Annotated in this window: 17 protein-coding genes; 7 read left to right on the plus strand and 10 right to left on the minus strand. The window is 71.7% G+C overall.

Annotated elements, in window-relative coordinates:
- Positions 1-2 precede the first annotated feature (2 nt).
- Together ACWZJV_RS06865 and ACWZJV_RS06870 are read right to left on the minus strand one after the other, a co-directional pair.
- Positions 3-689, minus strand: a complete 687-nt coding sequence (locus ACWZJV_RS06865; RefSeq protein ID WP_196873237.1) for a FadR/GntR family transcriptional regulator — start codon at positions 687-689, stop codon at positions 3-5.
- Positions 686-1,807, minus strand: a complete 1,122-nt coding sequence (locus ACWZJV_RS06870; RefSeq protein WP_196873236.1) for an L-talarate/galactarate dehydratase — start codon at positions 1,805-1,807, stop codon at positions 686-688. The genes ACWZJV_RS06865 and ACWZJV_RS06870 overlap by 4 nt, the downstream gene beginning before the upstream one ends.
- A 76-nt stretch (positions 1,808-1,883) precedes the next feature.
- Between ACWZJV_RS06870 and ACWZJV_RS06875 the strand changes: the two genes are divergently transcribed.
- The 3 genes from ACWZJV_RS06875 (at position 1,884) to ACWZJV_RS06885 (ending at position 5,656) form a co-directional block, all read left to right on the plus strand.
- Positions 1,884-3,131: an alpha-hydroxy acid oxidase gene (locus tag ACWZJV_RS06875; RefSeq protein WP_457180706.1), complete on the plus strand. Its 1,248-nt coding sequence runs from the start codon at positions 1,884-1,886 to the stop codon at positions 3,129-3,131.
- 32 nt (positions 3,132-3,163) lie between these two features.
- Entirely contained in the window at positions 3,164-4,561 is a 1,398-nt protein-coding gene (locus tag ACWZJV_RS06880) for an FAD-binding oxidoreductase (protein WP_457180707.1), read from the plus strand.
- Positions 4,562-4,663: 102 nt separating this feature from the next.
- Positions 4,664-5,656 (plus strand): NAD-dependent epimerase/dehydratase family protein, encoded by a 993-nt coding sequence (locus ACWZJV_RS06885; RefSeq protein ID WP_457180708.1) that lies wholly within the window; start codon positions 4,664-4,666, stop codon positions 5,654-5,656.
- Here the strand turns inward: ACWZJV_RS06885 and araA are convergent.
- From araA to ACWZJV_RS06910, 5 genes are all read right to left on the minus strand, one after another.
- Positions 5,632-7,158, minus strand: a complete 1,527-nt coding sequence (gene araA / locus ACWZJV_RS06890) for an L-arabinose isomerase (RefSeq protein WP_457180709.1) — start codon at positions 7,156-7,158, stop codon at positions 5,632-5,634. The genes ACWZJV_RS06885 and araA overlap by 25 nt on opposite strands.
- A 45-nt stretch (positions 7,159-7,203) precedes the next feature.
- Positions 7,204-7,893, minus strand: coding sequence for an L-ribulose-5-phosphate 4-epimerase (locus ACWZJV_RS06895; protein ID WP_457180710.1), 690 nt, complete (start codon positions 7,891-7,893; stop codon positions 7,204-7,206).
- The gene (locus ACWZJV_RS06900; protein WP_457180711.1) at positions 7,893-9,527 is read right to left on the minus strand and encodes a xylulokinase; all 1,635 of its coding nucleotides are present in this window, start codon (positions 9,525-9,527) and stop codon (positions 7,893-7,895) included. Before ACWZJV_RS06900 ends, ACWZJV_RS06895 begins: the two co-directional genes overlap by 1 nt.
- A gap of 282 nt (positions 9,528-9,809) precedes the next feature.
- Complete coding sequence (locus tag ACWZJV_RS06905; RefSeq protein WP_008362271.1) at positions 9,810-10,826, minus strand: LacI family DNA-binding transcriptional regulator; 1,017 nt, start codon at positions 10,824-10,826, stop codon at positions 9,810-9,812.
- A 43-nt stretch (positions 10,827-10,869) separates the two neighbouring features.
- Complete coding sequence (locus tag ACWZJV_RS06910; RefSeq protein WP_231380194.1) at positions 10,870-11,505, minus strand: endonuclease; 636 nt, start codon at positions 11,503-11,505, stop codon at positions 10,870-10,872.
- 132 nt (positions 11,506-11,637) lie between these two features.
- Here ACWZJV_RS06910 and ACWZJV_RS06915 point away from each other — a divergent pair, with 132 nt between their 5' ends.
- On the plus strand, positions 11,638-12,582 hold the full coding sequence (locus tag ACWZJV_RS06915) for an SDR family oxidoreductase (protein ID WP_196873230.1): 945 nt from the start codon (positions 11,638-11,640) through the stop codon (positions 12,580-12,582).
- 63 nt (positions 12,583-12,645) lie between these two features.
- Here the strand turns inward: ACWZJV_RS06915 and ACWZJV_RS06920 are convergent, their stop codons facing one another.
- Positions 12,646-13,965 (minus strand): TIGR01777 family oxidoreductase, encoded by a 1,320-nt coding sequence (locus tag ACWZJV_RS06920; RefSeq protein WP_196873229.1) that lies wholly within the window; start codon positions 13,963-13,965, stop codon positions 12,646-12,648.
- Between the two features lie 105 nt (positions 13,966-14,070).
- Positions 14,071-15,219 carry an acyl-CoA dehydrogenase family protein gene (locus ACWZJV_RS06925; protein ID WP_008362267.1) on the minus strand — a complete coding sequence of 383 codons (1,149 nt, stop codon included), beginning with the start codon at positions 15,217-15,219 and terminating at the stop codon, positions 14,071-14,073.
- Positions 15,220-15,552: 333 nt separating this feature from the next.
- On the opposite strand from ACWZJV_RS06925, the gene ACWZJV_RS06930 reads away from it, so the two are divergent.
- From ACWZJV_RS06930 to ACWZJV_RS06940, 3 genes are all read left to right on the plus strand, one after another.
- Positions 15,553-17,244, plus strand: coding sequence for an MSCRAMM family protein (locus tag ACWZJV_RS06930; protein ID WP_040756618.1), 1,692 nt, complete (start codon positions 15,553-15,555; stop codon positions 17,242-17,244).
- 113 nt (positions 17,245-17,357) lie between these two features.
- Positions 17,358-18,302: an alpha/beta fold hydrolase gene (locus ACWZJV_RS06935; RefSeq protein ID WP_008362264.1), complete on the plus strand. Its 945-nt coding sequence runs from the start codon at positions 17,358-17,360 to the stop codon at positions 18,300-18,302.
- A gap of 120 nt (positions 18,303-18,422) precedes the next feature.
- Entirely contained in the window at positions 18,423-19,397 is a 975-nt protein-coding gene (locus tag ACWZJV_RS06940; protein ID WP_196873228.1) for a 2-hydroxyacid dehydrogenase, read from the plus strand.
- Here the strand turns inward: ACWZJV_RS06940 and ACWZJV_RS06945 are convergent.
- Entirely contained in the window at positions 19,348-20,640 is a 1,293-nt protein-coding gene (locus ACWZJV_RS06945) for a hemolysin family protein (RefSeq protein ID WP_008362261.1), read from the minus strand. The two genes, ACWZJV_RS06940 and ACWZJV_RS06945, sit on opposite strands and share 50 nt — an antisense overlap.
- Positions 20,641-20,643 lie beyond the last annotated feature (3 nt).

Here is a 20,643-nt window from a genome sequence, read left to right on the forward strand (position 1 = left end):
GCTCAGCTGCTCAGCAGCCGCCGGCGGGTGCTGCCCAGATGCACCCGCATCGCTGCCCGGGCGGTGTCGGCGTCACCGGCGAGGATGGCGGTGGCGATGTTGTCGTGCTCGCGCTGCACCCGCTCGACGTGGAGCGCGTCGCTGGGCGAGTAGGCGTCGCCGAGCCGGGTGCGCGGCAGCATGATCATCATCGGGCCCAGCGAGTCCATCAGGTCGAGGTAGAAGCGGTTTCCGGTGGCGGCCGCGACGGCGCGGTGGAAGGCGAAGTCGGCCTCCACCGCGCCGTCGGGATGCGCGGTGGCCAGCGCGGCGAGCGCCTCCTCGATGGTGCGCGAGCCCTGCTCGTCGAGGTGGGCGGCCGCCAGGGCCGCCGCCTCGCACTCCACGCCGAGCCGGAAGTCGACCATGTCGAGCACGTCGTGCTGCGTACGGATCGCGGAGGACTCCAGCGCGAACGGCGAGGGCGCCGGGACCGCCAGGACGAACGACCCGCGGCCCTGGAAGGTCTCGACCAGGCCCTCGGCACGCAGGCGGGTCACCGCCTCGCGCGCCACGGTCCGCGACACCCCGTACGTCGCGACCAGGTCGGACTCCGAGGGCAGCTTCGCCCCCGGGGCGAGGTCCCCGGCGAGGATCTGGTCCTTGATCCCGGAGACGACGCGGTCGGCGAGCCCGGCGCTGAGAGTCATGCCGAGAACTTAGCCATCTCCACGGTGAGCTTGCGCATCTGGTCGCTGAGCGTGAAGCCGAGTCCCGGGCGGTCCGGGACCCACATCCGGCCGTCGTGGATGTCGATGCGCTCCTCGAAGAGCGGGTTGAGCCACTCGAAGTGCTCGACCCACGGCTCGGTCGGGTAGGCCGCGGCGAGGTGCAGGTGGATCTCCATCGCGTAGTGCGGCGCGAGCGCGAGGCCGGCGTGGGCGGCGAGCGTGGCGAACTTCAGGAACGGGGTGATGCCGCCGATGCGCGGCGCGTCGGGCTGCACGATGCCGCGGTAGCCGGCGTCGATCAGCGCCATATGCTCCGGCACCGAGGTCAGCATCTCGCCGGTGGCGATCGGGGTGTCGAACGTACGCGACAGGTCGGCGTGGCCGACCGCGTCCCAGGCGTCGAGCGGCTCCTCGATCCAGATCAGGTCGAACTGCTCGAGCTCACGGCACATCCGGCGGGCGCGGGCACGGTCCCACTGCTGGTTGGCGTCGACCATGAACGGGGTGTCGCCGAGGTGCTCGCGCAGCGCGGCGACGCGACGCAGGTCCTCGGCCCAGTCGGGCTGGCCGACCTTGATCTTGATGCCGCCGATGCCGGCCTCGAGCGAGGCGGTGGCCTTCTCCTTGATCTCCTCGACGCTCGCCTGGAGGAAGCCGCCGGAGGTGTTGTAGACGCGGCAGGAGTCGCGGTGGGCGCCGAGGAGCTTGGCCAGCGGCAGGCCCGCGCGACGTGCCTTGAGGTCGTAGAGCGCCACGTCGAGAGCGGCCACGGCCTGGGTCGCCACGCCGCTGCGGCCGACCGAGGCGCCGGCCCACATCAGCGACTCGTAGATCTTGGCGATGTCGGAGGGGTCCTGACCGATGGCGACCTCGGCGATCTCCTTGAGGTGGGCGTACTGCGCCGGGCCACCGGCCCGCTTGGAGTAGCTGAAGCCCATGCCCTCGAACCCCTGCTCGGTCCTCACCTCGACGAAGAGCAGGACGGTCTCGGTGAGCGGCTTCTGCCGCCCGGTGAGCACCTTGGCGTCGCTGACCGGGTTCTCGAGCGGGAGGACGACGTGGGAGAGCGTCAGTGACGTGATGCGGTCGGCGGCCATGGCGGGATGCTCCTCGATGGGCTAAGTTGTATGACAAGTGAAGAACTTATCCGATGAGTGATGAGGAGTCCAGAGCGTGGCCGCCGATCCCCACGTTGTCCGGCAAGTCGTCCGGCAGGTCCCCCGATGGCGCGACCTCGCGCCCTTCCTGCGCCCGCGTCCGTTCCGCTGGCGCGCGGCCGACCGCCGGCTGGCCCGCTGCCTCGGCATCGACGACCTGGAGCGCGCCGCCCGCCGGCGGGTGCCGGCGGCGGTCTGGGACTACGTCTACGGCGGCTCGGACGGCGAGCACGCGATGCGCCGCAACCGGGAGGCCTTCGACCGCGTGGAGCTGCGGCCCACCGCCTTCGGTCAGGTGGGCGAGCCGGAGGTGCGTACGACGATCCTCGGACGGCCCGCGGCGGCGCCCATCGTGCTGGCGCCGACCGGCTACACCCGGCTCAGCCACCACACCGGCGAGCGGGCGGTCGCCGCGGCGGCGGCCGCCGCCGGGCTGCCCTACACGCTCTCGACGTACGCGACGACCTCGATCACCGACGTCGCCCGCGCCGCCCCGCAGGGACGCAACTGGTTCCAGGTGTACCTGATGAAGGACCGCTCGGTGACGCTCGAGCACCTTTCCGAGGCGGCCGCGCAGGGCTACGAGGCACTGATGCTGACCATCGACACGACCGTGACCGGGATGAAGCGCAAGGACAAGCTCAACGGGTTCGCGATCCCGCCGCAGCTGAGCCTGCGTACGTTCGCGGGCATGGCCCGCCACCCCGGCTGGGTCGCGAACATCCTGACCACCGAGCCGCTGCGGTTCGCGACCTTCCCCGAGGGGTCCCACTACGGCCGGTGGGGCATGTCCAACGAGCTGCGCGAGCAGGCGATCCGGCCCTCCGACATCGGCTGGCTCAAGGAGTACTGGGACGGCCCGGTGGTCGTCAAGGGCGTGCTCTCGGTCGCCGACGCGGTCGCCTGCGTCGAGGCCGGGGCCGACGCGCTGGTGCTCTCCAACCACGGCGGCCGCCAGCTCGACCGGGCACCGGTGCCGCTCGAGCTGCTGCCGGCGGTGGTCGACGCGGTCGGCGACCGGACCGAGGTGTACGTCGACTCCGGCGTCCGCTCCGGCGGTGACATCGCGGCGGCGCTCGGGCTCGGCGCCCGCGGCGTGCTGATCGGCCGCCCCTATCTCTACGGCCTGATGGTCGGTGGCCGGCAAGGGGTCGACGCCACTCTGACGCTGCTGGTCGAGGAGCTGCGGCGGGCGATGTGCCTGCTCGGCACCCCCGACATCGCCGCGATCGGCCCCGAGCACGTACGCCTGCGGTCGGCATGACCGTCTCCCCCACCCGACCCGAGGAGAACCCGATGACCGACCTCGTCCACGACCTGCGCACCGCCCTGGGCGAGAGCGCCGTGCTGACCGATCCGGCCGACATGGCGGCGTACGTCACCGACTGGACCGGCGTCTTCACCGGCACCGCCCTCGCGGTGGTGCGCCCGGCCTCGACCGCGGAGGTGGCGACGGTCGTCAGGCTGTGCGCGAAGGCGGGCGTCGGGGTCGTCCCGCAGGGCGGCAACACCGGACTCGTCGGCGGCGGCGTACCCGACTCCGCCGGTGACCAGGTCGTGCTCTCGCTCGGCCGGATGCGGCGCGTCCGGGAGGTCGATCCGGTCGCCGACACGCTCGTCGTCGAGGCCGGCGCCCCGCTGGCGACCGTGCAGGAGGCAGCCTCGGCCGCCGGACGGCTCTTCCCGCTCTCGCTCGGCTCGGAGGGCTCGTGCACCATCGGTGGCACGATCGCCACCAACGCCGGCGGCACCGCGGTGCTGCGCTACGGGATGATGCGCGACCTGGTGCTCGGCCTCGAGGTCGTGCTCCCCGACGGCCGGGTCTGGGACGGGCTGCGCCCGCTGCGCAAGGACAACACCGGCTACGACCTCAAGCAGCTCTTCATCGGCTCCGAGGGCACGCTCGGGGTCGTCACCGCGGCGGTGCTGCGTCTGTCGCCCGCGACACCGCGCCGGGCGACCGCGTTCGTGGCGCTCGAGTCGGTCGAGGCCGCCACCGCACTGCTTCCGCTGCTCCGCGAGCACGGTGGCGGCCAGCTGACCACCTGGGAGCTGCTCGGGCGCCAGGCGCTCGACCTGGTCCTGACCCACCTGCCCGGAGCCCGTGACCCGTTCACGGACCGGCACGAGTGGTACGGCCTCGTCGAGCTCGCCGGCACCTCCGCCGACGTCGACGAGCGCCTCGAGTCGGCGCTCGAGGCCGCGGCCTCGCACGGGCTTCTTCTCGATGCGGTCGTCGCCGGCAGTCCCGCCCAGCGCGAGTCGCTGTGGGCGCTGCGCGAAGGGGTCTCGGAGGCCCAGAAGAGCGAGGGTGCGACCCTCAAGCACGACGTCACCCTGCCGATCACGGCCCTGCCCCGGTTCGTCGCCGAGGCCGGCCCCGCGCTCCTCGCCGCGCTGCCGGGGCTGCGGCTGGTGACGTACGGCCACATCGGGGACGGCAACCTGCACTACAACATCTCCGCGCCCGTCGGCGACGACCCGGCGCTGAGGCGGGAGGCCGCCGCCCTGACCCGGATCGTCTACGACGCCGTCACCGCGCTCGGTGGCAGCATCTCCGCCGAGCACGGCATCGGCGCGCTCAAGCGGGATGCTGCGGCTGCGTACAAGACGGGTGTCGAGGTCGACCTCCTGCGCGCCGTGAAGCAGGCGATCGACCCCGACGGGGTGATGAACCCTCGCACGATGCTGTGAGTCGGACAGCGCGGTGCGGGCTGTGATCGGTCTTCCGGTCTCGACGATCTGCCTGCAGCAGAACCGCTTGCCGCGTGGTGTTCGCGGTGATTGCGTGTCCTCATGCGAATACTGGTGCTCGGCGGCACGGTCTTCCTCTCCCGCGCAGTGGCGGAGTCGGCAGTACGCAGCGGTCACGAGGTGGTCTGCGCAGCGCGCGGCCGGTCGGGGACCGTCCCGGAGGGCGCGGAGCTGGTGCCGTGGGACCGCACCGAGACACCTCCCTCCACCCTGACGACTGCGAAGTTCGACGCGGTCGTCGACGTGGCCCGGATCCCCTCGTGGGTTCGCTCTGCCGTCGGCGCCTTCAGCGAGGCCCACTGGGTCTTCGTCTCGACCATCAGCGTGTACGCCGACCACAGCATCCCCGGCGGCACCCCGGACTCGCTCCCTGTCCTCGCTCCGGCGACGGACGACATCGAGGATGACGACCCCGATGCGTACGGCTCGATGAAGGTCGCCTGCGAGGAGCTCGTCCGCGCGGGTGCGGCCTCAGCCACCATCGTCCGCCCCGGCCTGATCGTGGGCCCAGGAGACCCCAGCGGCCGGTTCTCCTACTGGCCGCGGCGCCTGGAAGCCGGCGGCGAGGTCCTCGCTCCCGGCTCGCCCGACGACAGCACGCAGGTCATCGACGTACGCGACCTGGCGGACTGGATCCTCCACTGCGCCACCAACCGGGTGGACGGCACCTTTGACGCCACCGGTCCGTCGATGCCGATCAGCACCCTGCTGACCGAGACCGCGAGCGGCGTCGGCGCCGCCCCGACCTGGAGCTGGCTCCCCCAGGACTTCCTCCAGGCGAACGACGTCGACCCCTGGTCAGGCCCCGGCTCGATCCCGTTGTGGCTCCCTCGCCCCGAGTACGACGGGATGCTCGCCCACGACACCACCTCGGCCATGGCAGCCGGCCTCACCACCCGCCCGATCGCCGAGACCGCGCGCGACGCCCTCGCCTGGCTGCAGGCCACCCCCGATGCGTACGTCACCGGCATCTCGCCGACCCGCGAGGCCGAGCTCCTCGACGGATGGCGTCAGAGCCCCTGGGCGACCCGGTAGAACACCTGGTTCCAGCGGACCTGGTCGGCGAAGCCGCGCCGGGTGGTGGACTCGTCGATGACCAGCAGCTCGGTGCGGGCGATGTTCGCGAAGACCTCGAAGGCCTCGATCCCGGCGGCGGTCGACATCACCGTGTGGTGCGCGCCGCCGGCGGTCAGCCAGGCCTCGGCCGAGGTGGCGAAGTCGGGGCGAGGGGTCCACACGGCCCGGGCGACCGGGAGGTTCGGCAGGGCCTCGGTCGGCGGAACCACGTCGACGACGTTGGCGGTCAGCCGGAAGCGGTCGCGCATGTCGGCCAGGGAGACGACCACAGCACCCTCGACCGAGTCGGCGTCGAAGACCATCCGGACCGGGTCCTCGCGGTCGCCGATCCCGAGCGGGTGGATCTCGACGCGCGGGGTGGAGGTGGTCAGCGAGGGGCAGATCTCGAGCATGTGGGCGCCCAGGATGACCTCCGCGCCGGGAGTGAGGTCGTAGGTGTAGTCCTCCATCAGGGACGCGCCGCCGGGCAGCCCCTCCCCCATGACCTTGGCGGCACGCACCAGCACCGCGGTCTTCCAGTCGCCCTCGGCGCCGAAGCCGTAGCCCTTGCTCATCAGCCGCTGCACGGCGATGCCGGGGAGCTGGCGCAGGCCGCCGAGGTCCTCGAAGTTGGTGGTGAACGCCTTCGCGTCCCGCTCCACCAGGAACGCCTCCATGGCGATCTCCTGGCGCGCGGCGTAGCGCAGCGAGTCGTGGCGCTCGGCGCCCTTGCAGAGCTCGGGGACCACGTCGTAGAGGTCCTCGTACTCGGCGACGAGCGCGTCCACGGCGGCCTCGTCGACGGCTTCGACGGCGGCCACCAGGTCGTTGACGCCCCAGGTGTTGACCGAGACGCCGAAGCGCAGCTCTGCCTCGGTCTTGTCACCCTCGGTGACCGCGACGTTGCGCATGTTGTCGCCGAAGCGGACCAGGTTGAGCCCATGGGTGGCGTCCCAGCCGGCGGCGCCGCGGACCCAGGTCCCGACGCGGCGGGTGACCGCCGGGTTGGACACGTGGCCGACGACGGTGGTGCGGGCGACGCCGAGGCGGGTGGCGATGTAGGCGTACTCGCGGTCGCCGTGGGCGGCCTGGTTGAGGTTCATGAAGTCCATGTCGATCTCCGACCAGGGGAGCTCGACGTTGGCCTGGGTGTGCAGGTGCAGCAGCGGCTTCTGCAGGGTGTCGAGACCGGCGATCCACATCTTGGCCGGGCTGAAGGTGTGCATCCAGGTGATGACACCGAGGACGTTGTCGTCGGAGTTGGCCTCGAGCATCGCGCGGCGGATGGCCGCGGAGTCCTTCAGGACGGGCTTCCACACGACCTTCGCCGGTACGTCCGAGGAGGCGTCCAGTGCGCGGGCGACCTCCTGGGACTGCTCGGCCACCTGGCGAAGGGTCTCCTCGCCGTAGAGGTCCTGGCTGCCGGTGAAGAACCAGACCTCGCGGTCGCCATAGGGTTTCGGCGCTGTGGGCATGCTCATGTGGGGGTCCTTCCAGTGCTGGGTGTGGTTCGGGGACGGCGCAGCTCAGTGCTGGCCGTAGACGTTCTGGTAGCGGTCGTAGAGGGAGTCGATGTGGCGCTGGTCGATCGGCAGCGGCTGGCCGAGCTGGCGCGCGATGTGCACCGTGCGGGCGACCTCCTCGCACATCACCGCGGCCTTGACGGCGGCGCGGGCGTCCTTGCCGATGGTGAACGGGCCGTGGTTCCGCATCAGCACCGCCGGGCTCCGCGACTCGCGCAGGGTCTCCACGATGCCGCGGCCGATCGAGTCGTCGCCGATGATCGCGAACGGGCCGACCGGGATCGGCCCGCCGAACTCGTCGGCCATCATCGTGAGCACGCAGGGGATCTCCTCCCCGCGGGCCGCCCAGGCGGTGGCGTAGGTGGAGTGGGTGTGGACCACTCCCCCGACCTCGGGCATGTTGGCATAGACGTACGCATGGGCGGCGGTGTCCGAGGACGGCGACCGGTCGCCCTCGACGAGGTTGCCGGCCAGGTCGCACACGACCATCGCCTCGGCGGTGATGTCCTCGTAGGCGACACCGGAGGGCTTGATGACCAGCAGGTCCTCACCGTCGGGGTTCGGCACCCGCTCGGAGACGTTCCCGGCGGTCCACACGACCAGCTCCCAGCGGGGCAGCTCGGCGTGCAGTGCGGCGACGCGCTCCTTGGCTTCGTCGACGGCGGCGCGAAGAGCGGTGGGGACGCCCGACATCACTGGTCTCCTTCTACTGTGTTCTCTGGCTTGGCGGCGAGCGCGGCCACGGCGGCACGCTCGATGTCCAGGCCGGTCTCGTAGCGCTCGAGGTAGGTCCGGAACCCGGCGAGGTCGGCGGCGTCCGGCTCGACGACCTCGAGGTCGATGTCGCCGAAGACGCGCTCGGCGAGGTAGGCGCTCAGGGCGAGGTCGCTCCCGGCTGAGGCCGCCCGGGCGTACGCCGCCAGGACCGCGATCCCCCAGGCACCGCCCTCGCCGGCGGTGCGGCCGACCGCGACCGGGGCACCGGTGGCCGCGGCGAGCAGCCGCTGCGCGACGCCCGCGGTGCGGAACAGGCCGCCGTGGGCGAACATCGCGTCGATCTCGACGCCCTGGTCGGCGAGCACGCGCATGCCGAGGGCGAGGGTGCCGAAGACGCCGTAGACCTGGGCGCGGGCGAACCCGGCGAGGTCGAGGCGGCTGCCGGGGGTGCGTACGAACAGCGGGCGGCCCTCGTCGAGACCGGTGATCGGCTCGCCGGCCAGGTAGTTGTAGGCCAGCAGCCCGCCGCCGTCGGGCGAGCCCTTCAGGGCGGCGGTGAGCAGGGCGCCGAAGACGGCGTCGGGCTCGCAGGGGTGACCGAGCGCGGCGGCGAACTCGCCGAAGACGCCGGCCCAGGCGTCGAGCTCGCTGGCGCCGTTGTTGCAGTGCACCATCGCGACCGGGTCACCGGCCGGGGTGGTGACGATGTCGATGGCGTGGTGGACGGTGGCGAGCGGCTCCTCGAGGACGACCATCGCGAAGATCGAGGTGCCGGCGCTGACGTTGCCGGTGCGCTGGGCCACCGAGTTGGTGGCGACCATCCCGGTGCCGGCATCGCCCTCGGGCGGGCACAGCGGGATGCCCGGCCGGAGCGTGCCGGTGGGGTCGAGCAGCGCCGCGCCCTCGGGGGTGAGCCGACCGGCCTCGGCGCCCGCCGGGAGGACCCGCGGGAGCAGCCCCTCGAGCCGCAGGCCCGGGTGCTTGGCGGCGGCCAGGTGACCGGCCTGCTCGAGCATCCGCTCGTCGTAGGTCCCGGTCGCCGGGTCGATGGGGAACATCCCCGACGCGTCGCCGACGCCGAGCACGTGCTCGCCGGTCAGCGCCCGGTGGACGTAGCCCGCGAGGGTGGTCAGCGAGGCGATCCGGGACAGGTGGGGCTCGTTGTCGAGGACCGCCTGGTAGAGATGGGCGACCGACCAGCGCAGCGGGATGTTGGTGCCGAAGGTCTGCGACAGCTCGGCGGCGGCCACGGCGGTGTTGGTGTTGCGCCAGGTGCGGAACGGCACCAGCAGCTCGCCGGCCTCGTCGAAGGCGAGGTAGCCGTGCATCATCGCCGACACCCCGATCGCCCCGAACGTCGTCGGCCGGGAGCCGTAGCGGCGCTCGACCTCGTCCCCGAGGGCGGCGACCGCACCCTGGACGCCCGCCCAGACCGCCTCGAGCGAGTAGGTCCACAGGCCGTCGGCGAGCTCGTTCTCCCACAGGTGGGACCCGGTCGCGATGGGCGTGTGGTCAGGCCCGATCAGGCACGCCTTGATGTTGGTGGAGCCCAGCTCGATGCCGAGCGCGGTCTCTTCGGGGTCAGGCAGCTGGCCAGCTCGCTGCGTCATCACGGCTCCGTTTCTGCCCGACGGCTCGGGGTGGGGTTCGAGGCGATGTGAACGCTAACATATTACGCGGGAGTTACCGCGTGGTTCCCCGAAGCCTGCCGAGACGTCAGCCCCGTCGACCGAGACGTCAGCCCCGTCGACCGAGTTGGCGTCGCAGTGCCACCTCGCCCGACCTGAGTGCCACCTCGCCCGACCTGAGTGCCACCTCGCCCGACCTGAGTGACTCCTCGCCCGACCTGGGTGACGTCTCGGCCGACGTTCGTGACGCCTCGGCGGTATCGATCAGCTCGGCCTGTGGGCAGCCGAGGACCGCACGACCAGCTCGGGCTGCAACAGCGGCGGCACCTCGACGGTGCCCTCGGCGATGGCCTTCGTGGCCACCTCGACGGCGAGCTCGCCCAGCGACGCGAAGTCCTGCCGGACGGTGGTCAGCGGCGGCCACAGGTACGCCGCGTCCGGGACGTCGTCGAAGCCGACGACGCTCACGTCCTGCGGGACCCGGCGGCCGGCCTCGTGGAGCGCCCGGATCACCCCGAGCGCCATCGAGTCGTTGGCCGCGAAGACCGCGGTGACCGACGGATCCCGGGCGATCGCGGCACCGGCCTCGTAGCCGCTGCGGCTCGACCAGTCACCGAAGATCTCCGGGCCCGGTCGGGCGTCGGCGTCGCGGAGCGCGGCCAGCCAGCCCTCCCGGCGCTGTCCTGCGTCGATCCAGCCGACCGGACCGGCCACGTGGGCGATGGTGCGGTGGCCGAGGTCCAGCAGATACTGCGTGGCCAGCACGGCTCCGGCGCGCTGGTCGATCCCCACCGAGCGCACCCCCTCCGGCGGGTCGCTGTGGATCATCACGACCTCGACGGTGGACGCGATCTGGGCGACCAGGTCCTCCAGCGACTGGTGGGAGACGCCGAGGAGCACGGCCTCGACCGCGTCGTCGAGCAGCGCCTCGATCGCCCCCTCCGCCGAGGTGGCGTCCAGGTGCGGCACCGGGCTCAGGATGATGTCGTAGCCGGCCCGCTGGCCGGCCTGGTGCACCGAGGCGGCCAACGTGCCCGGCCCGTACAGGTGCGGCTGGGAGTAGAGCAGGCCCAGTCGACCGGACCGCCGCGTCACCAGAGCCCGCGCCGACTTGTTGCGCCGGTAGCCCAGCTCCTCGATCGCCGCCAGCACCCGGTCGCGGGTGTCGCCGCGTACGGCATCGGAGCCGTTGACCACCCGGGACACGGTCTGGTGCGAGACCCCTGCCCGGGCCGCCACATCCGCCATGCTCGGCGCGTTCTTCGACTCCCCGTGAACCATGCGGTGATCCTAAGCGGGATCACCCAGGACGGGTGGGAGGCCCTCAGCTCACCTCGAGATCGGGAAGCCCGTGACGCGCTCGGGTGAGCGCTGCCGCGAGCGGGGCGCAGCGCCCGTCGGGGACCAGCGAGGCGAGCTCGTCCGGGTCCTCGGGCAGGCCGAGCTCCCCGGCCTGCTCCAGGAGCGGACCGTCGAGGAAGGGTGACAGCGCGGGCCACACGTCCTGCACCTCGCGACAGAAGATCCGGGCTCCGACCGGGCCGATGCGGGGTGACGAGGTGAGCGCGTCGATCAACGCGTCGGCGTCGTCGCGGGACGTGGGACGGAGCCGGCGGAGGTCACCGCGGTGGGTGTCGAGCAGCCACTGCGCCTGCTCCTCGAGCTTGGTCGCGGTGCTCTCGTCGTAACGGCGGTAGTGCGCCCGCCCGAGGGCGTCCACGCGCTGCTGCCAGGTGGAGTCGAGCAGCCGGTGCGGCGTACGCCAACCGGCGGCCGAGAGCTCGCGCGCCGCGGCGACCGCGATGTCGGCCGTGATCCGGGTCGAGGAGAGCATCGCCAGGACGAGCAGCCGGTAGAGCGGCGACGGCTTGTCCCGGAGCCGGATGCCGGCCTCCTCGGAGTACGTGGTGCCGGCGGCGTCCAGCAGCCGCCGCACCAGGTCGAGCTCCCGTCTGCTCACCCTGCCGACGTACCCGCCCGGCGCCGGTCCCATGCGCGGTCTCCGGAGGCTGGGATCGGCAGACCCTGGATAGATGCCGAGGGGCGACCGAGGATGGATTCGACCCCAGAGCCCTTCTGAAGGAGCAGCCCGATGCCACGCCGACCCATCGACATCACGATCCCGGACCTGTCCGGCCGACGAGCCCTGGTCACCGGAGCCAGTGACGGCATGGGGCTGGTGATGGCCACCCGGCTGGCGGCAGCCGGGGCCGAGGTCGTCATGCCCGTACGCAACGCCGCCAAGGGCAAGAAGGCGCTGGCCACGATCCGCGAGCAGGTCCCGGAGGCGAGCGTATCGCTGCGCGACCTCGACCTGTCCTCGCTGGCGTCGGTGGCGGCGCTCTCCGAGATGCTGCTGGGCGAGGACCAGCCGTTCCACGTGATGATCAACAACGCCGGCGTGATGACCCCGCCGGAGCGGCAGACGACCGCCGACGGGTTCGAGCTCCAGCTCGGCACCAACCACCTCGGCCACTTCGCCCTCGTCGCCAAGATCCTGCCCCTGCTGCGGGCCGGGCAGGCTCGGGTGACGTCCCAGGTCAGCATCGCCGCGAGGCGGGGCGCGATCAACTGGGACGACCCCAACTGGGAGCAGAGCTACAACGTCATGAGGGCCTACAGCCAGTCCAAGGTCGCCGTCGGCCTCTTCGGCCTGGAGCTGGACCGGCGCAGCCGGGCGGGCGGCTGGGGCATCACCAGCAATCTCTCCCACCCCGGCGTCGCCCCGACCAACCTGCTGGCCGCGCGACCCGAGATCGGACGTACGACCGACACCTTCTCCGTACGCATGATCCGCTGGCTCTCGGCCCGCGGGATCCTGCTGGGCACCCCCGAGACCGCCGCCCTTCCCGCGCTGCTGGCCGCGACGTCGCCCGAGGCCACTGGCGGCCGGATGTACGGCCCGAGCGGGCCGGGGAACCTCGGCGGCGCGCCCGCTGAGCAGACGCTCTACCGGCCGATGGTCAGCGCCGAGGACGCCGCACGGCTGTGGGAGGTCTCCGAGCGCCTCACCCGGGTTGCGCTGCCGACGCCCTGAGCGGCCCCGGAGCTGCATGCGGGCCATCGGGCGGGGCTGCTGCTCGACGGCGGGGCCCGCGCCTCATCGCCCGAGCACGTGACGCAGCGCCGCCTCCAGCGTGGGGTGGCGGAACTCGTGGTCGCTCCCGAGCGCGGCCGGCTCGACCCGCTGGCTGGCCAGCGCCATCTCCTCGGCCCCCTCCTTGCCGAGCAGGAGCCGCGGACCGAGGGCCGGCGTGGGCAGGAGCGCGGGCCGGTGGAGGACGTGCGCGAGGGTCTGCGCGTAGACCCGGCCGGTGACCGGCTCGGGCGCGACCGCGTTGACCGGACCGTCCAGCGTCTCGTCGAGGAGCGCGCGGTGGTAGATGTCGACCAGGTCGTCGATGCCGATCCAGCTCAGCCACTGCTCGCCGCTCCCGAGCCGCCCGCCCAGACCGGCCGCGAAGAGCGGTCGCTGCAGCCGCAGCGCTCCGCCGGCGGGCGTCTGCACGATCCCGGTCCGCACGTTCACCACCCGCGGCCCGTCGACCCGGCTCGCGTCCTCCCAGTCGGCGACCACGTCGGCGAGGAATCCCGCGCCCGGCGCCGAGGTCTCGGTGAGGACCTCGTCACCCCGGTCGGCGCCGTAGATCCCGATCGCGGAGGCGCTCACGAAGGTCGGTACGCCGCTGCGGGCCGCCACCTCCGCCAGCCGTCGGGTCGGCTCGATCCGGGAGTCGCGGATGGCCGCCTTGTGCGCCTGGGTGAAGCGGCCGGCGATGGACGCCCCCGCCAGATGGACGACCGCGTCGACGCCGTCGAGGAGATCCGGTGCGGGCGCGGACGGGTCCCAGCGACGCTCGTCCTCACCTTCCGGCGCATGCCGGACCAGCCTGATCACCCGATGCCCGCCGGTGGTGAGAAACGGGACCAGGGCGCGCCCGACGGTCCCGCTCGATCCGGTGACCGCGACGGTGAGGCTCTTGCCCGCTGCGTACGTCCGGTGGTGGGCGGCCAGGTCGGCGGTCAGCTGGGCGTGGCGGTAGCCGAGCATCCGGTCCACCATCTTCCCGAGCACGTTGGTCTCGATCCGGTCGGTGACCAGCGTGGCGTCGCCGGAGGCGGCGAACTCGTGCCGATGGGTCCACGACAGCGGGCGCAGCGAGGCGAGCCGGTCGGTGAACAGCAGCGGCGGGTCATAGGAATCGGGGTCGTGGCGAGCCACCCAGTCGACGCCGCGGCCGAGCGAGAGCACCGCGGTGCCGTCGGCCAGGTCGGTCGCCTCGACCCGCACCTTCCCGGGCGTCCACGGCGGCATCAGCCGGTGGATCGCTCCCGGACGCCGATGCCACTCGAAAACCTCCTCGAGCGGCGCCTCGACACGTGTCGTCAGCGAGTGGACCCGGACCAGCGGCGACGTCATGCCTGAAGCCTTGCGCGGATGGGGCCGCCGGACAACCTCCCTGGTCAGGTGTCGGTGAAGTCGTGGCGCCGGCGCTCCGGGGAGGCAGCCCGGAGCGCCCAGAGGTCACCCCTGGAACTCCTTGACCATCTGCTTGGCGATGATCAGCTTCTGGATCTCGCTGGTGCCCTCGTAGAGCCGGAACAGCCGCGCGTCGCGGTAGAACCGCTCGACCGGCACCTCTCGCATGTAGCCCAGGCCGCCGTGGATCTGGACCGCACGGTCGGCGATCCGGTCGACCGCCTCGGTACAGAACAGCTTGCACAGCGACGGCGCCGTGCGGCGGTCGCTGCCGTCGTCCCAGCTGCGGGCGGCCTCGAGCACCATCGCGCGACCGGCGTACGCCTCGGTCCGGCTCTCCGCGAGCATGGCCTGGATCAGCTGGAACTCCGCGAGCTTCTGGCCGCCCTGGCTGTTGGTCGTGGCGTGGCGCAGGCTCTCCTCGATCAGCCGGTCGGCCAGGCCGACGGTGAGCGCGGCGATGTGCAGCCGGCCCTTGGCCAGCGACCGCATCGCCGCGGAGAAGCCCTCGCCCTCGACCTCGCCGACCAGGTTCTCGGCGGGCACCCGGACGCCGTCGAGGAAGATCTCCGAGGTCACCGAGCCGCGCTGGCCCATCTTGTGGTCGCGCGGGCCGATGGTGACGCCCGGGGTGTCGGTCGGCACCACGAACACCGAGATGTTCTTCGCGCCCTCGGCGAGGTCGCCCGTGCGGGCGAAGACCATCAGCAGATCGGCCCAGATCGCATTGGTGATGAAGCGCTTCTGCCCGTTGATGACGTACGCATCACCCGCACGCACCGCGCGCGTGCGCAGCCCGCTCGGGTCGGAGCCGGCCTCCGGCTCGGTCAGCGCGAACGAGGCCACCAGCTCGCCGCTGGCCAGCCCCGGCAGGTACTGCTGCTTCTGCCGCTCGGTGCCGCAGTTGACCAGCACCTGGCCGGCGATGCCGTTGTTGGTGCCGAACATCGACCGGAACGCCGGCGTCGTCCAGCCGAGCTCCATCGCCAGCCGCACCTCCTCCGACATGGTGAAGCCGAGACCGCCGTACTCCTCCGGGATGGCGTAGCCGAACAGCCCCATCGCCGCGGCCTGCTGCCGGAGCCGGTCGGGGATCTGATCGGTCTCCTCGATCTCGTCCTCGGCCGTGACGACCTCCTTGCGGACGAACGCGCGGACGGCGTCGAGGATCGCGTCGAACTCGTCGGGCTCCATGGGTGCTCCTTCGTGCGGGGGTCGGGGCGTAGGACGAGTATGTCGGCGAACCGGCCGACCACGCGACGGTGGGCCTCAGCCCGGGCGCCTACAGCAGTTACCCGATCTTCGGCATGCGCTGATACCCCGGGCGGGATAACGATCGAATCACGAGGACCGAGCATCGAGCCCCCAGCCGATGCCCTGAGCCTCTGAAGAAATCGATCCGTCCAGGCCGCAGCCGCACGCGCCGACGGGAGCCCGCATCTGGGAGCGGACCCACCATCCCACGTAGACAGCGACCGCGAGGTCTCTGAAAGGGGACACGCCATGCGCTCGATACCGAGCCCACTCATGCCTCGCGCCCGAAAGCCGAGGTTCATCAAGAAGCTGGCGGCGCTCAGCGCCACCGCCCTCGTCGTCACCACACTCGTCTCCTCCGGCGCCTCGGCGTCCCACCCCGAGGCCAGCCTCGCCGGCAGCAACTTCGAGATCGACGTCGACGCCAACCTCAAGGTCGACGACCCATCACCGTCCACCGACTGGGCGGGCGTCAACGAGATCCGCGCGACCGACAAGGTCAACGGCACCGGCGACAACTCCTACGCCGGCGGCGTCAAGGAGGACACCTCCTGTCCGAGCGAGGTGACCGACTCGATCCCGCCGAACAAGAGCGACCTGCTGAGCTTCCACGTCTACCGGGAGGCCGGCACCGGGTCCCACCCCGGGTTCCTGAACCTCGCCTGGAGCCGGGTCAGCGACCCGAGCGGCACCACGCTGATGGACTTCGAGTTCAACCAGTCCAGCACCAAGTGCGCCACCGGCCCCAACGTCGTCCGCACCGTCGGTGACCTGCTCATCGAGTACGCCATCGACCAAGGTGGCTCCCGCGCCGACATCACCGCACGCCGGTGGACCGGCTCCGCCTGGGGTCCGACCACCGACCTGGACGTCCCCTCCGCCACCTGTGGCGGCGCCCCGTGCGCGGCCGGCACGATCAACTCCTCGACCATCCCGGCCGCGGAGTCCGACGGGCTGATCGCCTCCGGGTCGAAGCAGGCACGGACCTTCGGTGAGGCGCAGATCGACCTGCGGCTCCTGTTCCAGCCCAACAAGTGCACCTCGTTCGGCAGCGCGATGCTGAAGAGCCGTTCCTCGGACTCCTTCACCTCGCAGCTGAAGGACTTCGTGGCACCGGTCGGGATCAACCTGCAGAACTGCGGCCAGGTCATCATCCGCAAGCAGACGCAGCCCGACGAGGACCCGAACTCGACCGACTTCGGCTACACGAAGTCGTTCGGCACCGACCCCAGCTCGGCGAACACGTTCACGCTCAAGGACGACGGGGTCAAGGACTACGGCAAGACCGTCCTCTTCGGCAGCGGCTACACGGTCGTCGAGGACGTGATCCCGACGAACTGGGCGTTCGTCAGTGTGAACTGCAATGCCAGCACGGGGGTCACGCCGAGCATCAACGGCGCGACCGTGACCTTCGCGATCGACAGTGACACCGACGTGCTCGACTGCACCTACACCAACCAGCTCCAGCTCGGAGCACTGAAGATCCTGAAGAACAGCACCAAGGGCGGAGCGGTCGCCAACGCCGGAGCGGTCTTCTCCTACGACGGCACCAGCGTGACCGACAACGGCACCGGTGACGAGGATCCCGACGTCGGCGAGGTCTGCGTCTCCGGCCTCTCGCTGGGCGACTACGACGTCACCGAGACGTCGCCGCCGCCCGGATACGCCGACGCCCCCGGAGGTGCACAGACCGTCACCGTGGTCACCGGCACCAACTGCACCGACAACCAGCCGACCGGTGCGGCGGTCGCGACGTTCACCAACGCGCCGCTCGCCGACATCCAGGTCAACTTCCGTGACGGCGGCTCCGGCGAGACCAGCCTGACGTCGCTGACCTGCGAGAACACCGGCACCACGCCGGACACCGGCACGGCGAGCGGCTGGGACGACACGGTGACCCACGAGGGCATCGCGATCGACCCGTCGCCGCGGACGATCACCTGCACCATCGTGATCGATCCCTGATCCCCCACTCCCACCCCACCGCGGGGCCGTCCGGTTCACCGGGCGGCCCCGTCACGTCCGGCCACCGGCGTGGCTGCAACATGCTCGAAATCCGTGGCGACTAGCGTGCGATCATGACGCGGGCGATAGAGCAGCAGTCCCGGGTGGTCCACGGTTACCGACGTGCGTACCGCATCGGCGGAGAGGGCTCCGCGATCATGTTCATCCACGGGATCGGCGACAGCTCGCGCACGTGGGACGAGGTGCTTCCCCTGTTCGCCGAGAACCATCTCGTCATCGCTCCGGACCTCCTCGGGCACGGCGACTCCGACAAGCCACGCGCCGACTACTCGATCGGCGGGTTCGCCAACGGCATGCGCGACCTGCTGGCGGTGCTGGACGTGGAGCGGGTCACCCTGGTCGGGCACTCGCTCGGCGGCGGCATCGCGATGCAGCTCGCCTACCAGTACCCGCAGCTGGTCGAGCGGATCGTGCTGGTCTCCAACGGCGGCTCCGGACGGAGTGTCTCGACCTGGCTGCGACTCGCGACCCTGCCGTTGGCCCCGGAGCTGCTCAAGCTGCTGCGGCTGCCGATCTCGCGGCCCGCGGTGTCCACCGCCCTCGCCCTGCTGCGCCGCGTCGACCACGACCTCGGCGTCGACGCCCCGGACCTGACCAGGATCGTCGACGCGCTGCCCGACGGCCCCTCCCGCCAGGCGTTCGCCCGGACCCTGCGCGCCGTCGTCGACTGGCACGGCCAGGTCGTCACGATGCTCGACCGCAGCTATCTGGCCTCGGACGTCCCGATGCTGATGATCTGGGGCGACCGCGACGGTGTCATCCCCTACCGCCACGCCGCGCAGGCGCAGGCGGCACTTCCCCTGGCCGCGCTCGAGGTGTTCCACGGCGCGGGCCACTTCCCCTTCCGGTCCGACCCCGAACGGTTCACGAAGGTCGTCGAGCAGTTCATCCACGACACCGAGCCCGCGACCTGGGACCAGCAGGCATGGCAGAAGCGGCTGCGTACCGGTCCCGGACCGGAACCCGATGCCCCCGCCACCCAGGTCGTGAGCGAGTAGCAGGCCGGCCGACGCCATGCCCCTGCCGCATCGGTCGATGCCGTCCTGATGTTGGACGCGCATCACGGTCCCGACCTAGCCTCGGGATCCCGATGTCGTCGAAGCCTCGAGGAGAAATCCGTGAACCGCCGCATCCTCCAGGTGGGACCGCTCAAGCCGTCGCTGGCCGCGACCCTCACCGAGACGTACGACGCCCTGGCTCTCCCCGACGACGACACCCGGGCCGCGTTCCTCGCCGAGCACGGCGCCTCGATCGGTGCCGTGGTGACGACGGGACGCACCGGCGTACCGGCCGACCTGATGGCGCAGCTGCCCGCGCTCGGTGCCGTCATCAACTTCGGGGTCGGCTACGACACCACCGACGTCGGGGCCGCGGCCGCGCGCGGGGTGCTGGTCGCCAACACCCCCGACGTGCTGACCGACTGCGTGGCCGACACCGCGATCGGCCTCGCCATCGACACCCTGCGCGGGCTCAGCGCCGCCGACCGGTTCGTACGCCGCGGCGACTGGCCGCGGGTCGGCGCCTATCCGCTGACCCGCAGGGTCTCGGGCAAGCGGGTCGGCATCCTCGGCCTGGGCCGGATCGGCCGGGCGATCGCGACCCGCTTCGAGGCGTTCGGCTGCCCGGTCTCCTACCACTCCCGTCGCGAGGTGCCCGGCTCCCGCTACGCCTACGCCGCCTCCCCCGCCGAGCTCGCCGCCGACGTCGACATCCTGGTGCTCGCCACCTCCGGCGGCAGCGGTACGCAGCACCTCGTCGACCGCACGGTCCTCGAGGCCCTCGGGCCCGAGGGCTACCTCGTCAACATCGCGCGCGGCTCCGTGGTGGACCAGGACGCGCTGGTCGAGCTGCTGCTCGAGCGCCGACTCGCCGGCGCCGGCCTCGACGTCTACACCGATGAGCCCGAGGTCCCCGAAGAGCTGATGCACCTCGACAACGTGGTGCTCCTCCCCCACCTGGCCAGCGGGACCGTCGAGACCCGCGCGGCCATGGAGCAGCTGACCCTGGACAACCTCGACCGGTGGCTCGCCGACGGGACCGTCCTCACTCCGGTGCCGGAGGTGTCGCCTCGGGGTGCAGCGCGATCTCGGTGACCCGGTTGCCGTTCCGGGCGGCCACCTCCAAGGTGACGCCCGGAAGAGCCAGCACCTCACCGACCTGCGGGATGTGGCCCAGCCGCGAGATGAGGTAGCCCGCGACGGTCTCGTAGCCACCGTCCTCGAGCTCGATACCGGTGGTGTCCGCGAAGTCCTCGATGGTCATCGCTCCGTCGACCCGGGACAGGTCGCCGTAGTCACGGATGCGCGCCTCGCCGTGGTCGTACTCGTCCTGGATGTCGCCGATCATCTCTTCGACGAGGTCCTCCAGGGTCACGATGCCGTCGGTGCCGCCGTACTCGTCCACGACCATCGCCAGGTGGGTGCCGCCCTCGCGCATCGTGGCGACCGACGGGATCACCCGCTTGCTCCCGGGCAGCGCCAGCACCGGACGGCAGATGTCGCGGATCGTGCGCTGGTCGGTCGCGGCGACACCGAGCAGGTCGCGTACGTGCAGGAACCCGAGGATGTCGTCGAAGCCCTCACCGGTGACCGGGTAGCGGGAGTAGGGCAGGTCGCGGACCGTCTCGGCCGCCTCGGGAAGCGGCATCGAGGCCGGCATGAAGGTGACGTCGCCGCGCGGGCGCATCACCTCCTTCAGCGTCGTCTCGGTGGTGGCGAAGACGTCGCGGAGGATCCGGCGCTCGTCCTCCTCGAGGTCCCGGTTGGTCGAGACCATCTCGCGCAGCTCCTCCTCCGAGACCTCCTCGGCCGAGGCCTTGGGGTCACCCCCGAGCAGGCGTACGACGGCGTCGGTGGAGACCGACAGCAGCCAGATCACCGGCCGCATCACGCTGGCGAACCGGTCCAGCACGGGCGCCACGGCCAGCGAGATGCCGGCGGCCTTCTGCAGCGCCAGCCGCTTGGGCACCAGCTCGCCCAGCACCAGGGAGAGGTAGGCGATGAACAGGGTCAGCACGATCAGCGCCGTGGTCTCGGCGAGCGCCTCCCCCATGCCGAGGCGCTCGAGGTAGGGCGCGACGTCCGGAGCGATCGTCGAGCCGCCGTAGGCAGCGGAGAGGAAACCCGCGACGGTGACCCCGATCTGCACCGCGGCCAGGAAGCGGTTGGGGTTGCGCGCCACCTCGGCCACCCGCGCTCCACGAGACCCCTGCCTCTCCATGGCCGCCAGCTGGCTCTCCCGCAGAGACACGAGCGCCAGCTCGGTCGCGGCGAAGACGCCGCCGACCAGCACGAAGACCAGCACCAGCCCGAGCGCGAGGAATGTCTGGCTGTCCATCAG

This window comes from Nocardioides sp. WG-D5 (genome assembly GCF_054031175.1).